Raw genomic sequence first — 13,905 nt, 5'->3', positions numbered from 1 at the left:
CCAAGGGCGCGCCGGCATTTCGTCCGCTTACTTGGTCGCGGCAACCTTGGTCTGATCCGGCGCTGTGCGCGTGTCGACGTCGACGACAACGCTCAAGCCCGCGCGCAGGTGACCTTCAGCCAGCACGTCGGCCGGCAGGGTGATGCGCACCGGCACGCGCTGGATCACCTTGGTGAAGTTGCCGGTGGCGTTTTCCGCCGGCAGCAGCGAGAAGACCGAACCGGAGGCCGGCGAGATCGAGGCGACCGTGCCTTCGATCGCATGATCCTCATAGGCGTCGACATGCACCTTCACCTTGGAGCCCGGCACCAGATGGGCGATCTGGGTCTCCTTAAAGTTGGCGTCGATATAGAGCTGGTCGACCGGAACCAGGGCGGCAAGCCGCTGGCCGGCCGACACGAGGTCGCCGACCTGCACCGCGACGTTGCCGACGATGCCGTCATAGGGCGCCTTCAGCACGGTGAAGCCGAGGTCGCGGTTGGCCTTGTCGCGCGCAAGCTCCAGCGAACGGATCTCGCTTTCGGCTTCCGTGCGCTGCGCTTCGAGAACGGTGATGCTGGCGTTGGCAGCGGCGATGTTGGCGTCTGCCCCGGCAAGATTTGCCCGTGCCTGGTCGAGCGCCACATCGGCGTTATCGAGCGAAGCGACGGTGCCAACGGCCTTGGACTGGAGGTCGCTCGCGCGCTTCTGCGCGAGCTCGGCGCCGCGCACCGTCGCTTCGAGAGCCTTCTTCTGCGCTTCGGTCTGGGCAAGGCTCGCCTTGGCGCCGGCGATCTGCGCATCGAAGCGGCTGAGCGCAAGCTTCTGGGTGGCAATCTTCGCCTCGGCCTGCTCGGCGGCGATGCGGTAGTCGCCGTCATCGAGCGTGACCAGCGGGTCGCCGGCCTTCACCTTCTGGTTGGCGACGGCGTCGACCTTGGCGACATAACCGGAAACCTTCGGCGAAATCGTCGCGATGTCGCCTTCGATATAGGCGTCATCGGTCGAGATCATGAAGCGGCCATTGGTCCACCAGTCGTAGCCATACCAGGCACCAGCAGCCAGAAGCGCCAGGCCGAGTACGGGAAGGATGGGCTTGCGCGCCTTCTTCTGCGGCGCGGCGGCTTCCTTTGCCGGAGCCGGCGCGACCGCCTGCTCCGCAGCGGGCGCCTTCGCCTCAAGCGCGGTTTCCTGCTGCACTTCGAAAGTCTCGTCGACGGGACGGACGCGGGCAGCGCTGGACGTGTTGGATGCGGACATTGGGCACCGGCCTGGTTAAGGATTGCTGAACGAACTGAACCGTTCGGTTCGATTGGAACTTGACATAGGCCCTTTCTGGTCGCATATCAAGAGGAAATCGAACCGCGTGGTTCGATGACTTAAATTTAATATGAGCAGGGCGGAAACAAGCGACCATCATGAGCGAGGCAAAGAACGGAACCCAGGACGTCATGCAGCCGGCAGCCGGCATGGATGAGGATCTCTGTTCGGGTGGCGGCCGTCACGCCGCCGGCGAGGATCCAGCCAAGCGTGAACAGATCCTCGAAGGCGCGCGACGCGCGTTCCTGAGCCAGGGTTTCGATGCCGCCAGCATGAACGACATCACGCGCGAGGCGGGCGTCTCCAAGGGCACGCTCTACGTCTATTTCGAGAACAAGGAAGACTTGTTCAAGGCACTGATCATAAAGGGCAAGACCCGGGTGGTCCAGACCGCCAAGCACGCGCTCAACGATCACGACGACGTCGAAGAATCACTCTACGATTTCGGCGTGACGCTGACGACGAGCATGACGGCGGAAGAGACGATCCGCTCCATGCGCATGGTGATCGGGGTGATCGACCGCATGCCGCATCTGGCCGAGCGCTTCTTCAGCGAAGCACCGGAGAACGGCTACACTGTGCTCAAGGCCTATCTCGACCGCCAGGTCCCGACCGGCGTGCTCGACATCGACAACACAGAAATGGCCGCCCGCCAGTTTATCGAGATGGCCCAAGCCGGCCTCTTCAAGCACCGGCTTTTCGGCGGCATGTGTTCGGCACCGCCGAAAGAACAGATCGAGGCGACGGTGACCGCCGCCGTCCGCGTCTTCATGTCCGCCTACGGTCCGAAGAAGAAGAAATAGGCGGACTGACGCCGAACCTCCTTCAGCCCTCCTGCGTTTCAATCGAGCAATTTCGATCAAGCGCGCCTTCAGCCGAGCCCCTATCAAAAGGGCGTTGCCAGGGGAGTGAAGATGAGTGCCATCGGACGGGCGGTCTGGTTCATCGAGAGCCATTTCGCAAAAGAGATATCGCTGGATGAAATCGCCGGGGCCGCGGGCCTTTCGCGCTTCCATCTTTCGCGCGTTTTCGGGCTGGTCACCGGCCGCTCGATCACCGCTTATATCCGCGGACGGCGTCTCAGCGATGCCGCCAGCGCGCTTGCCGATGGCTCCATCAGCATCCTCTCGGTGGCACTCGATGCGGGCTACAGCTCGCACGAGGCTTTCACCCGTGCCTTTCGCGACCAGTTCGGCGTGACACCCGAAACGGTTCGCAAGCAAAGGCACATTCGAAACATCGAGCTGATGGAGCCTTTAAGAATGGACGATACCCGCCTTCTCAAGATCGACCCGCCCCGCTTCGAAGACAGCCCGCCATTGCTTCTGGCGGGCCTTTCGGAAACCTACACCTACGGCCGCACCGAAGGCATCCCGTCGCTCTGGCAACGGTTCAATCGCCATTTCGGCGCGATACCCGGACAGAGAGGCGACATCGCCTACGGTGTGTGCACCGACAGCAACGGCGAGGCTGGCACCTTCCGCTACATGGCGGCGGCCGAAATCAGCGACGCCGACGACCTGGCGGAAGGCTTTTCGACGCTACGGCTGCCGAAGCAGCGCTACGCCGTCTTTCTGCATCGCGGGCACATCTCCGCGATCGCCAAAACCGCCGACTACGTCTTCGGCACATGGCTGCCCGAATCCGGACTGCAGCATGGAGAAACGCCCGACCTCATCGAACGCTATGATGCGCGCTTTGACCCGCATTCGGGCATGGGCGTGGTCGAAATGTGGATTCCTGTCAAATCGTAAACGGTAAAGCGCCGCTGCAATCGGGCAGCGGCGCTTGTCTCTTCCGCAATGTTTCTTAAATACTTTCGGCGATTCTTGCGCGTCGACGCGCCATCCCCCACAGCGCCGCGCGTCCATCGGACGCGCGGCGCTGTGGAACTTTTGAAGTGCTGAAAGAGAAAGATCGCCGATGCAGGATATCCTGTTGCTTGCTCAAGACCCCGCCGCCTGGGTCGCCCTCGTCACCCTGGTCGTCATGGAGGTGGTTCTCGGCATCGACAACCTGATCTTCATCTCGATCCTCACCAACAAGCTGCCTGTCGAGCATCGCGAAAAGGCCCGGCGCATCGGTATCGCCCTTGCCCTCGTCATGCGCCTTGCGCTGCTCGGCACGGTTGCCTGGATCGTCAAGCTGACGACGCCGGTGTTCGAGGCCTTCGGCCACGGCTTCTCCTGGAAGGACATGATCCTGATCGCCGGCGGCCTGTTCCTTGTCTGGAAGGCGACCAAGGAAATCCACCACAATGTCGATCCGGCCGATCACGGCGAGGACTTTATCGCCTCCTCGGCGATCAACAGCTTCGGCGCCGCGATCGCCCAGATCCTTTTGCTCGACCTCGTCTTCTCCGTCGACAGCATCATCACCGCCGTCGGCATGACACCGCACCTGCCGATCATGGTCATCGCCGTCATCGCCGCCGTCACGGTCATGCTCGTTGCCGCCAACCCGCTCGCCAACTTCATCGAGAAGAACCCGACGATCGTCATGCTGGCGCTCGCCTTCCTGCTGATGATCGGCACGACACTGATCGCCGAAGGCATGGGCCTGCATGTGCCGAAGGGTTACATCTACGCCGCCATGGCCTTCTCGGCGCTCGTCGAAATCCTCAACATGGTCGCGCGCAATGCGCGCCTGAGGAAGGCCGGAAAGCTCGACTGACGCGCCGGGCCGAAAACAATCCCGTCATGAGAAAGGCCCGCATCCAAGATGCGGGCCTTCTGCTTGCGGGAGTTCTGGAAGACGCGGAGCCCGGCTGACCGGCCGTCAACCGCGAGCCATCAGCGGCAAGACAAACGGGGTCGTTTCCTCTTTCCGCCAAGCTTGCCGGGGCCAGTCCCCACGCCTTCTGGTTGGACAACGCATCTCCTCAGGAAACGTTCCGATCCGGTTTCAGCCGCTCAAACATCCGGGCGATGGCCGACCTCGACCAGAATGTTGCCGGGTATCACTACGTAGAAAACATAGGCGCCGTGCCGATCGGCAGGCGGGATCACCTGGGCGCCGGATCCAAGCACCCGCTGATAGGCATCGTCGACGTCGGCCCGCACCGGCAGCAAAAAGCCTATGTGGTAGGTCTGGGTCCCGAGGCTGACCTGGTCGCCGCCGCCGAGCGCAGTGATCGGCGGGCTGACGACGAGCACCAGGCCGGAACCGTCCGTCAGGCGGAAAAAGGCATCGTTGCCGCGCTTTTCGACCAGCGTCAGGCCGAAATGATCGATGAGGAAGGACGCCGTTTCGGCAACGACAGGGCTATAGAGGTCGATATGGTTCAGTCGCATGTTTACAGTCTCCGTGTTCGAGAAACGCGGCGGACTGCGTCGATTGCATACACCCCGCCGCGGACCGATGCGATTGCATCGGAACCACGTCGCGGGTTCGAACGAGACGTTCGAGCAGAGCTTCGTTTAGAAAACCGAAGGGACCGGGCTTACCATATCCGGTCCTGCCTTTTTCGACGTCCCCTGCTTAGCGCAGAACGGCCAAGGACGGAAGACGGGGCGGCGATCAGTTCTTGCCGGCACCGGGGTCGATATGCTGGAGTTCCTGCAGATAGGCGTCGAGACGGTCGAACTTCAGCTCCCAGAAGCGACGATAGCCGTCGAGCCAGCTGTTGACGTCCTTCAGCGGAGCGGCTTCGAGCTTGCATGGTCGCCACTGCGCTTCGCGGCCACGGCTGATCAGCCCGGCGCGCTCGAGAACCTTGAGATGCTTGGAGACTGCCGGCAGGCTCATTTCGAAGGGCTCCGCCAGCTCGCCGACCGAGGCCTCTCCAAGTGCGAGGCGGGCGAGAATGGCCCTTCGCGTTGGATCGGCCAGGGCTGAGAGCGTCGTCGACAAGCGATCTTCCGGCATTTTCTAAAAAACCTTTCAGTTAAATAACCTTTTGGTTCATTAACGCCCGCTGGCGGCAGTGTCAACAAAAACCGGCGTGATCGGGTTTCCGTTGACATGATCGGCGTTCTATGGTCTCACGCGAGCCTATTGGAATAGCCTGCCGATACCGTTGTTGCGGCACCCTTGCGGGCCTTTCCTTCCCATAAAATGCGCGCCCCCGGCGGCCGGTTTCTTCTCCGGCAAGGGGCGAAAAGCACGTCAGACGGGCAAAGACCATGGCAAATTCAGCAGTCCGGGTACGCATCGCACCCTCCCCCACCGGCGAGCCGCATGTCGGCACCGCCTACATCGCTCTGTTCAACTACCTCTTCGCAAAGAAGCACGGTGGCGAGTTCATCCTGCGCATCGAAGACACCGATGCCACCCGCTCGACGCCCGAGTTCGAACAGAAGGTGCTGGACGCGCTGAAATGGTGCGGGCTCGAATGGTCGGAAGGTCCTGATGTCGGTGGTCCCTATGGTCCCTACCGCCAGAGCGACCGCAAGGACATGTACCGCCCCTACGTCGAGAAGATCGTCGAGAATGGTCACGGCTTCCGCTGCTTCTGCACGCCCGAGCGGCTCGAGCAGATGCGCGAGAGCCAGCGCGCCGCCGGCAAGCCGTCGAAGTATGACGGCCTGTGTCTCCACCTGTCCGCCGAAGAAGTGACCTCGCGCGTTGCCGCCGGCGAGCCGCATGTCGTGCGCATGAAGATCCCGACCGAGGGCTCGTGCAAGTTTACCGACGGCGTCTATGGCGACGTGGAAATTCCGTGGGATGCCGTCGACATGCAGGTCCTCTTGAAGGCCGACGGCATGCCGACCTACCACATGGCCAACGTCGTCGACGACCACCTGATGAAGATCACCCACGTCGCCCGCGGCGAGGAGTGGCTGGCCTCCGTGCCGAAGCACATCCTGATCTACCGCTATCTCGGCCTCGAGCCGCCGGTCTTCATGCACCTGTCGCTGATGCGCAATGCCGACAAGTCGAAGCTGTCGAAGCGCAAGAACCCGACGTCGATCTCGTACTACACGGCGCTTGGCTATCTGCCGGAAGCGCTGATGAACTTCCTCGGCCTGTTCTTCATCCAGATCGCCGAAGGCGAGGAGTTGCTGACGATCGAGGAACTGGCTGCAAAGTTCGACTCGGAGAACCTCTCCAAGGCCGGCGCGATCTTCGACATCCAGAAGCTCGACTGGCTGAACGCCCGCTGGATCCGCGAGAAGCTTTCGGAAGAAGAATTCGCCGCCCGCGTCCTTGCCTGGGCCATGGAAAACGACCGCCTGAAACAGGGCCTGAAGCTCAGCCAGTCGCGCATTTCGAAGCTCGGCGAACTGCCTGATCTCGCAAGCTTCCTCTTGAAGTCCGACCTCGGCCTCAAGCCCGAAGCCTTCGCCGGCGTCAAGTCGACGCCCGAAGAACTGCTCGAGATCCTCAACACCGTTCAGCCGGACCTTGAAAAGATCCTCGAATGGAACAAGGAATCGATCGAAGCCGAACTGCGCGCGGTCGCCGAGCGCATGGGCAAGAAGCTGAAGGTGATCCTGGCGCCGCTCTTCGTGTCTGTGTCCGGCTCGCAGCGCTCGCTGCCGCTGTTCGACAGCATGGAAATCCTCGGCCGCGCCGTGGTCCGCCAGCGCCTCAAGGTCGCGTCCCAGGTGGTCGCCTCCATGGCCGGTAGCGGAAAGTAAGGAGAGCACGATGAACGACAAGACCGAGACCACTGGCCTCTCCTCCGACGCCACGGAAGTGCGCGCACAGAAGCTGAAGCTTTTGCGCGAGCAGATCGGCGACGTCTATCCGGCGCATTTCCACCGGACGATGAGCAATGCCGAGCTGACCGCAAAGTACGAGAGCCTGGAGCCGGACACCGAGACCCAGGATGTCGTGACCGTTGCCGGCCGCGTCTATTCCTCGCGCAACTCCGGCATGTTCATGGACATCCATGACGCCTCCGGCAAGATCCAGATCTTCAGCCACAAGGACACCACGCCGGAAGACGCCCGCGCGCTGCTGCCGATGATCGACATCGGCGATATCATCGGCGTGACCGGCGTCGTTCGCCGCACCAAGCGTGGTGAGCTGACGATCAACGCCCAGGCAATCACCATGCTGACGAAGTCGCTGCTGCCGATGCCCGAAAAGTGGCACGGCCTCTCCGACATCGAGATCCGCTACCGCAAGCGCCACCTCGACATCATGACCAACGAGGAATCGAAGCTGCGCTTCCAGCAGCGCAGCAAGATCGTCTCGGGCATCCGCCGCTTCATGGAAAACGACGGCTTCATGGAAGTCGAAACGCCGATGCTGCACTCGGTCTACGGCGGCGCCACCGCCGAGCCGTTCAAGACGCATCACAACACGCTGAAGCTCGACATGTTCCTGCGCATCGCGCCGGAACTGTACTTGAAGCGCACGCTGGTTTCGGGCCTCACCGACAAGGTCTTCGAGATCAACCGCAACTTCCGTAACGAAGGCGTCTCCACCCGGCACAATCCGGAATTCACCATGATGGAGTGCTACTGGGCCTATGCCGACTACGAGGACATCATGGACCTCGTCGAGCGGCTGTTCGGTGAGCTTGCCATGGCGATCCACGGCTCGACCGAGTTTGCCTATGGCGACAAGGAAATCTCCTTCAAGGGTCCGTTCCGCCGCGTGCCGATGCCCGACGCTGTCAAGGAAGCGACCGGCATCGACTTCCTGGCGATGAAGACCGACGAAGAAGCCCGCGCTGCCGCCAAGGCTGCCGGCTTCGAGGTCGAGAAGGACTGGACCTGGGGCGAGTGCCTCGCCTTCATCTTCGAAGAGAGGGTCGAAGGCACGCTGATCCAGCCGGCCCACGTCACGCATTTCCCGAAGGACATCTCGCCCTTTGCCAAGGAAGTGCCGGGCGAACCGCGCCTCGTCGAGCGTTTCGAGACCTATTGCAACGCCTGGGAACTGGGCAACGCCTTCTCCGAACTCAACGATCCGGAAGAGCAGCGCGCCCGGATGGTCGAGCAGCTGGAACAGGCGCACGCCCGCGGCGAAAAGGCCAAGCAGCTCGACGACGAGTTCCTTGACGCGATCGACCAGGGCATGCCGCCGGCCGGTGGCCTCGGCATCGGCGTCGACCGCCTGATCATGCTGCTCACCAACGCACCGTCGATCCGCGACGTCATCCTCTTCCCGGCCCGCCGGCAGAAGGCTGACTGATCAAGGTCGCAAAACCCACGAACACGAAGGCCCGCCGCTCACGCGCCGGGCCTTTTTTCAATTCTCAGAAAGAACGGATTACCGAACGTAACCCGGGCCTAGTGGCCCGCAGGCGCCTCGGCGGTCTCGGCCGGCTTGGCCTCCTGCTCACCGGCGCCGCCCTCGGCGCTCACGCCATCGGCCGGTGCGGCCGACGGGTCGATGCATGGCGAATGGTCGTCCATGGCCGCCATCATCGCGCGGATGTCGTCCATCGAAAGGTCGACGGTCTTGCCATGGAAGACGCCGACAGAATTTGCCGTGCCGTCATTGTAGAACGCCCGAAACGTCTCGCTCATGCCCGGAACGCTCCGCGGACCGGGGGCGAAGAGCACCTCCGCACCGATCGCCGCACCGCGCACGTCAGCCCGGTTTTCGGGACCTGCGGAATCGAGCACGACGACCTGATAGAGATCTGCCCGCTCGGCCTTCGCCAGGGCGCCCACGACGCGCAACGCCGTGCGCATGCGCGCCTGGCCGTCGGCGCGGTCGGTCTTGACGTGCATGCGGATCCAGCGCTGGCCGTTGTGGCCGAGCTTCAACGTGCGAATGGTCGTACACTCGAGGCCCGAAACCTTCGGCTTGGAAAGTTCCGCCATGAGCGCATCGCGGCTGACATAGACGGCAGCACCGCCCGAAGCGGCGGAAACACCGAAAGCCGCCGTGAGAATGACGAGCAGTCTCTTTGATGGCCTGATCTTGCCGAGGATAGCCTTCACGAGCGTGGACTCCGCCATCATATCCAGAAATTGCAGAAAGCCCGGAACGGGCAGCACAACATTAGGCGCGCGACCTTTCGGAAAGTTTAAATTGCGGTAGCGATCTGCCGGCAACCCGCAAGACACCGGCGGGTGGCAGATCAACAGACAGGAGGCCGGTGATTGTGCGCCGGCCTCCTGCCTGAAGCATGCACGCCGATCAGTCGACGGCGATATCGATCCGGTCGCGGCACTCGCGATAAGGCGAAAGATGCACCTTGCCCGAGGCATCGATCCACCGGCGGTTTTCGACGCAATTGGCGCCCGACTTCGTCAGGATGACCTTGGGGCGCCGCCGGTTGTAGCTGTCGTTGGCATGGGTGAAGGAACCGATGCCGGCATACCAGTCGCTGCTGTTGGAAGAACCGTGTCCGCCACCACCGCCACCGCGGCCCTTGCCACCGGCACTTTGGGCAAAGGAGGGAGCGGCAAACGACGTTGCCGCGGTGACGACGATCATGGAAACAAGGACCAGCCGATGCATGACATTACCTCCCGATTGACTGGATGAGCCGTTCCCATCCACACGCAAAGCTTGCCATGCTCGCCCGGTTGGTCATGTTCCCATGGAAACCATGGCCAGAGGCACGGCCGCTCCTCGCGTCAACCCGGATGGCGATTGACATTCGCGGCCATCTTGCCTCCATTGCGAGCCGTCAAACACAAGAACAAGAAAAGAAGAACGAGAATGCATAAAGTCATCTTTGATACGGATCCGGGCATCGACGATGCAATGGCGCTGCTTTTCCTGCACCGTCACCCGGCCATCGACCTGATCGGCATCACCACCGTATTCGGCAACGCCTCGGTCGAAACCACTACCCGCAACGCGCTGTTCCTGAAGCAGCGTTGGGGCATCGGTGCGCCCGTCGCCAAGGGTCTCGACAAGACTTTCAATCCCGACCGCCCGCATGTCGGCTGGCCGACCTTCATCCACGGTGACGATGGCCTCGGCAACATCGACGTGCCCGAGACGGTCGACCTGCCGGTCGATCCGCGCCCGGCGCACCGCTTCATCATCGACACCGTTCGCGCCCATCCCGGCGAAGTGACGCTGATCGCCGTTGGCCGCATGACCAACCTGGCGCTGGCGCTGCGCGAGGATCCCGATTTCGCAGCGCTCGTGCGCGAAGTCGTCATCATGGGTGGCGCCTTCGACGTCAACGGCAACATCACGCCGGCTGCCGAGGCCAACATCCACGGCGACCCGGAAGCCGCCGACGTCGTCATGACGGCCCCCTGGCCGGTCACCGTCGTTGGCCTCGACGTCACCACCCAGACCGTGATGACCAAGGCGATGATCGCCGATATCGCCGAACGCGGCGGCGACGCCGGCAAGCTGCTTGCCGATATCTCAAAATTCTACGTCACCTTCTACGAGCAGCACGTGCCCGACGGCATGGTCGTGCATGACAGCTGCGCCTGCGCCTATGTCGTGGCGCCCGACCTCTTCACCGTCAGGAGCGGATCGATCCGTGTCGTCTGCGGCGGCATTGCCGACGGCCAGACGATCCAGAGCCCCGACAACCGTTTGTTCCCGCCAAGCCCCTGGGACGATCTTCCGAGCCAGAAGGCCTGCATCGACATCGATGCCGCCCGCACGCTGAAGCTCATTATCGACACGCTGGTTCTGCCCGGCTGAACCTGATCGAGGCGCAGCAAATGTTGCGCCTTGAAAAACTTGAACAAGACGGCTGGCGAATGCGCATTCGCCGGCTATCTTTCAGTCCATGAAACCGGACGCCCTGCTCTACCCCGCCCCCAAAGGCCTCTATTGCCCGATCGGTGACTTCTACATCGACCCGGTTCAACCGGTCGAAAGGGCGCTGATCACACACGGCCATTCCGACCATGCCCGCGCGGGGCACGGCCACGTGCTCGCCACCCGCGAGACCCTCGACATCATGCGCATCCGCTACGGCGACGACTTCTGCGGCACGAGCCAGGCGATCAGCCTCGGTGAACCCCTTGTCGTCAATGGCGTCGACGTGGGCTTCCATCCGGCCGGTCATGTACTCGGCTCGGCGCAGATCTCCGTTCGTGCAAACGGCGTGCGCATCGTCGCGTCTGGCGACTACAAGCGACGACGGGATCCGACCTGCGCCGGCTTCGAGCCGGTCGCCTGCGATGTCTTCATCACCGAAGCGACCTTCGGCCTGCCGGTCTTCCACCACCCGGACGATCGCGCGGAAACCCGCAAATTGCTGACGTCGCTCGCCCAGTTTCCCGAGCGCACGCACGTGGTCGGTGCCTATGCGCTCGGCAAGGCGCAGCGGGTGATCGCACTCCTGCGCGAAGAGGGGTATCACCAGCCGATCTTCATCCATGGCGCCCTGCAACGGCTGTGCGACTACTATCAGAGCCAGGGCATCGACCTCGGCGACCTGCGCCCGGCAACGCTTGCCGCCGACGAAAAGCAGGATTTCAGGGGCACGATCGTGATCGGCCCGCCCGCCGCCTTCGCCGATCGCTGGTCGCGGCGCTTCTCCGACCCGATTGCCAGTTTCGCTTCCGGCTGGATGTTGATCCGGCAACGAGCGAAACAGCGGGGCGTCGAGCTGCCATTGATCATCTCCGACCATTGTGACTGGGCCGAACTGACGGCAACGATCACCGAGATCGCGCCGGCCGAGGTCTGGGTCACGCACGGACGCGAGGAAGCGCTGGTGCGCTGGTGCGAGCTCAAGGGCATCGCCGCCCGCCCGCTTCACCTCGTCGGCTACGACGACGAGGGAGAGTGACGAGATGCGCGCCTTCGCCGAACTGCTCGACCGCCTCGTCCTCAGCCCGCAGCGCAATGCCAAGATCCGCCTGCTTGTCGATTACTTCCGGACCGCGCCGGATCCGGATCGCGGCTATGCGCTCGCGGCGATCGCCGGCACGCTGTCGCTCAACACCGTCAAGCCGGCGATGATCCGCGACCTCTTGCTCGAACGCATGGACGCGGTGCTTTTCCAGTATTCCTACGACTATGTCGGTGACCTCGCCGAAACGGTGTCGCTCGTCTGGGAGCCGCCTACCGGCACCGTAGAGGCGGACATTCCGCTTGGCGAGGCCATCGAGCGTCTGCAAAGGACCGGACGGGCCGATGTGCGCGGCGTCGTTCGCGACATGCTCGACCGATTGGATACGTCGGCGCGCTTCGCCTTCCTCAAACTTGTGACGGGCGGCCTTCGCATCGGGGTATCGGCGAAGCTCGCCAAGCAGGCGCTCGCCGACATGGGCGGCAAGGACGTCGCCGAGATCGAGACCCTCTGGCACGGCCTGTCGCCGCCCTATCTGCCGCTCTTCCGCTGGCTTTCGGGCGAGGCGGAAAAGCCCGAGCTTTCGACGCCGGCCGTCTTTCATTCGGTCATGCTCGCCAATCCTGTCGGCGACGGCGATCTCGACGGGCTCGACCCCAAGGACTTCGCTGCCGAATGGAAGTGGGACGGGATCCGCGTGCAGCTTGCCAATATCGGCGGCGTGCGCCGGCTCTATTCCCGCAGTGGCGACGAGATTTCCGGCGCCTTTCCCGACGTCCTGGAGGCCGCCGACTTCACCGGGGTGATCGATGGCGAACTGCTCGTCGGCGGCACCGCGCGCACCAACCGCGCAACCCGAACTTTCGCCGACCTGCAGCAACGGCTGAACCGCAAGACGGTCAGCCCTAAGCTCATCGAGACCTATCCGGCCTTCGTCCGCGCCTATGACATTCTCTTCTCAGGCGAAGAGGACGTTCGCCCACTGGGTTTCGTCGAACGACGCGCGCGGCTCGCCGACCTCGTCGAGCGCGCCTCGCCGCAGCATTTCGACCTGTCGCCGCTGGTGCCCTTCGCGTCCTGGCAAGAACTCGACAGCCTGCGCGCCGACCCGCCCGATCCGGTGATCGAGGGCATCATGCTGAAACGGCTGGATTCGCCCTATACGCCGGGCCGCGCCAAAGGCCCGTGGTTCAAGTGGAAGCGCGCGCCCTTCAACATCGACGCGGTGCTGATGTATGCCCAGCGCGGCCACGGCAAGCGCTCGAGCTACTACTCCGATTACACCTTCGGCGTCTGGACCGACATCGACGGAAAGGAAACGCTGGTACCGGTCGGCAAGGCCTATTTCGGCTTCACCGACGCCGAACTGGAAATTCTCGACCGTTTCGTCCGGGACAATACGACCGAGCGCTTCGGGCCGGTGCGCGCCGTCAGGGCCGAGCCCGAGTTCGGTTTCGTTGTCGAGGTCGCCTTCGAGGGTATCAACCGCTCGAGCCGCCACAAGTCGGGCGTCGCCATGCGCTTCCCGCGCATCGCGCGCCTGAGACAGGACAAGCTGCCGCGTGACGCCGACCGGCTGGAGACGCTGCAGGCGATGATCGAGGCGCGGGAGAATACCTAGCTTCGCGGAACATCCGGCGCTGCCTCGCGTTGGCCAGGGCAACCAACCGAAAGGCGATGTGCCATGCCAGCCCAGTCGAAAGCCCAACAGCGTGCAGCCGGCGCTGCCCTTGCCGCCAAGCGCGGCGACGTCAAGAAATCCAGCCTCAAGGGCGCCTCGCGCGAAATGGAAAAATCCATGAGCGAAGGTGAACTCGAAGACCTTGCAGAAACCAAGCACAAGAAGCTGCCCGAGCACAAAGGTGACTGAGACGCGAAGGAATAAAAGCGGAACCTAAAACAAGGTTTATTAAGACCCTTTTGGGATTATCCGGCTCAAGACATAGCCATTCGCGTGCCGCCGGGGTGTTTCGTGC

General features: G+C 62.9%; 14 protein-coding genes. 9 read left to right on the top strand and 5 right to left on the bottom strand.

The annotated features are described in order from the left end of the window. Positions 1-27: 27 nt before the first annotated feature. Entirely contained in the window at positions 28-1,239 is a 1,212-nt protein-coding gene (locus tag IB277_RS17660) for an HlyD family secretion protein (RefSeq protein ID WP_034787034.1), read from the bottom strand. A 191-nt stretch (positions 1,240-1,430) separates the two neighbouring features. On the opposite strand from IB277_RS17660, the gene IB277_RS17655 reads away from it, so the two are divergent. From IB277_RS17655 to IB277_RS17645, 3 genes are all read left to right on the top strand, one after another. Further along, a complete protein-coding gene (locus IB277_RS17655; RefSeq protein ID WP_226020723.1) occupies positions 1,431-2,102 on the top strand; it encodes a TetR/AcrR family transcriptional regulator in 672 nt (223 codons plus the stop codon). A 111-nt stretch (positions 2,103-2,213) separates the two neighbouring features. Further along, positions 2,214-3,053, top strand: coding sequence for an AraC family transcriptional regulator (locus tag IB277_RS17650; RefSeq protein WP_034787039.1), 840 nt, complete (start codon positions 2,214-2,216; stop codon positions 3,051-3,053). Between the two features lie 169 nt (positions 3,054-3,222). Continuing rightward, on the top strand, positions 3,223-3,972 hold the full coding sequence (locus tag IB277_RS17645) for a TerC family protein (RefSeq protein WP_034787044.1): 750 nt from the start codon (positions 3,223-3,225) through the stop codon (positions 3,970-3,972). Positions 3,973-4,211: 239 nt separating this feature from the next. Here the strand turns inward: IB277_RS17645 and IB277_RS17640 are convergent, their stop codons facing one another. Beyond that, positions 4,212-4,592, bottom strand: a complete 381-nt coding sequence (locus tag IB277_RS17640; RefSeq protein ID WP_060581256.1) for a VOC family protein — start codon at positions 4,590-4,592, stop codon at positions 4,212-4,214. Positions 4,593-4,818: 226 nt separating this feature from the next. Beyond that, complete coding sequence (locus IB277_RS17635; RefSeq protein WP_192371327.1) at positions 4,819-5,166, bottom strand: helix-turn-helix transcriptional regulator; 348 nt, start codon at positions 5,164-5,166, stop codon at positions 4,819-4,821. A gap of 257 nt (positions 5,167-5,423) precedes the next feature. Here IB277_RS17635 and gltX point away from each other — a divergent pair, with 257 nt between their 5' ends. Both gltX and lysS read left to right on the top strand, forming a co-directional pair. Beyond that, positions 5,424-6,881 carry a glutamate--tRNA ligase gene (gltX, locus tag IB277_RS17630; RefSeq protein WP_090298001.1) on the top strand — a complete coding sequence of 486 codons (1,458 nt, stop codon included), beginning with the start codon at positions 5,424-5,426 and terminating at the stop codon, positions 6,879-6,881. Between the two features lie 10 nt (positions 6,882-6,891). Next, entirely contained in the window at positions 6,892-8,388 is a 1,497-nt protein-coding gene (gene lysS, locus IB277_RS17625; RefSeq protein ID WP_090298004.1) for a lysine--tRNA ligase, read from the top strand. A 98-nt stretch (positions 8,389-8,486) separates the two neighbouring features. Here the strand turns inward: lysS and IB277_RS17620 are convergent, their stop codons facing one another. Together IB277_RS17620 and IB277_RS17615 are read right to left on the bottom strand one after the other, a co-directional pair. Further along, a complete protein-coding gene (locus IB277_RS17620; RefSeq protein ID WP_090298101.1) occupies positions 8,487-9,146 on the bottom strand; it encodes a hypothetical protein in 660 nt (219 codons plus the stop codon). Between the two features lie 199 nt (positions 9,147-9,345). Further along, on the bottom strand, positions 9,346-9,669 hold the full coding sequence (locus IB277_RS17615) for a hypothetical protein (RefSeq protein ID WP_060581254.1): 324 nt from the start codon (positions 9,667-9,669) through the stop codon (positions 9,346-9,348). Between the two features lie 204 nt (positions 9,670-9,873). Here IB277_RS17615 and IB277_RS17610 point away from each other — a divergent pair, with 204 nt between their 5' ends. From IB277_RS17610 to IB277_RS17595, 4 genes are all read left to right on the top strand, one after another. Continuing rightward, complete coding sequence (locus IB277_RS17610) at positions 9,874-10,827, top strand: nucleoside hydrolase (protein ID WP_089044921.1); 954 nt, start codon at positions 9,874-9,876, stop codon at positions 10,825-10,827. 88 nt (positions 10,828-10,915) lie between these two features. Continuing rightward, positions 10,916-11,926, top strand: coding sequence for a ligase-associated DNA damage response exonuclease (locus tag IB277_RS17605; RefSeq protein WP_060517502.1), 1,011 nt, complete (start codon positions 10,916-10,918; stop codon positions 11,924-11,926). 4 nt (positions 11,927-11,930) lie between these two features. Then, positions 11,931-13,550 (top strand): cisplatin damage response ATP-dependent DNA ligase, encoded by a 1,620-nt coding sequence (locus IB277_RS17600; protein ID WP_090298007.1) that lies wholly within the window; start codon positions 11,931-11,933, stop codon positions 13,548-13,550. A 63-nt stretch (positions 13,551-13,613) separates the two neighbouring features. After that, the gene (locus IB277_RS17595; RefSeq protein WP_089044918.1) at positions 13,614-13,799 is read left to right on the top strand and encodes a DUF3008 family protein; all 186 of its coding nucleotides are present in this window, start codon (positions 13,614-13,616) and stop codon (positions 13,797-13,799) included. Positions 13,800-13,905: the final 106 nt, after the last annotated feature.

This window comes from Ensifer sp. ENS07 (assembly GCF_014852185.1).
Lineage (GTDB): Bacteria > Pseudomonadota > Alphaproteobacteria > Rhizobiales > Rhizobiaceae > Ensifer > Ensifer adhaerens.
The sequence above is the reverse complement of the archived record's forward strand: the minus strand, read 5'-3'. Positions and strand labels throughout refer to the sequence as shown.

Excerpts from the sequence above, each read along its gene's own strand:
- IB277_RS17660 (WP_034787034.1), bottom strand. The coding sequence starts at position 1,239 with ATGTCCGCATCCAACACGTCCAGCGCTGCCCGCGTCCGTCCCGTCGAC.
- IB277_RS17655 (WP_226020723.1), top strand. The coding sequence starts at position 1,431 with ATGCAGCCGGCAGCCGGCATGGATGAGGATCTCTGTTCGGGTGGCGGC.
- IB277_RS17650 (WP_034787039.1), top strand. The coding sequence starts at position 2,214 with ATGAGTGCCATCGGACGGGCGGTCTGGTTCATCGAGAGCCATTTCGCA.
- IB277_RS17645 (WP_034787044.1), top strand. The coding sequence starts at position 3,223 with ATGCAGGATATCCTGTTGCTTGCTCAAGACCCCGCCGCCTGGGTCGCC.
- IB277_RS17640 (WP_060581256.1), bottom strand. The coding sequence starts at position 4,592 with ATGCGACTGAACCATATCGACCTCTATAGCCCTGTCGTTGCCGAAACG.
- IB277_RS17635 (WP_192371327.1), bottom strand. The coding sequence starts at position 5,166 with ATGCCGGAAGATCGCTTGTCGACGACGCTCTCAGCCCTGGCCGATCCA.
- gltX (WP_090298001.1), top strand. The coding sequence starts at position 5,424 with ATGGCAAATTCAGCAGTCCGGGTACGCATCGCACCCTCCCCCACCGGC.
- lysS (WP_090298004.1), top strand. The coding sequence starts at position 6,892 with ATGAACGACAAGACCGAGACCACTGGCCTCTCCTCCGACGCCACGGAA.
- IB277_RS17615 (WP_060581254.1), bottom strand. The coding sequence starts at position 9,669 with ATGCATCGGCTGGTCCTTGTTTCCATGATCGTCGTCACCGCGGCAACG.
- IB277_RS17610 (WP_089044921.1), top strand. The coding sequence starts at position 9,874 with ATGCATAAAGTCATCTTTGATACGGATCCGGGCATCGACGATGCAATG.
- IB277_RS17605 (WP_060517502.1), top strand. The coding sequence starts at position 10,916 with ATGAAACCGGACGCCCTGCTCTACCCCGCCCCCAAAGGCCTCTATTGC.
- IB277_RS17600 (WP_090298007.1), top strand. The coding sequence starts at position 11,931 with ATGCGCGCCTTCGCCGAACTGCTCGACCGCCTCGTCCTCAGCCCGCAG.
- IB277_RS17595 (WP_089044918.1), top strand. The coding sequence starts at position 13,614 with ATGCCAGCCCAGTCGAAAGCCCAACAGCGTGCAGCCGGCGCTGCCCTT.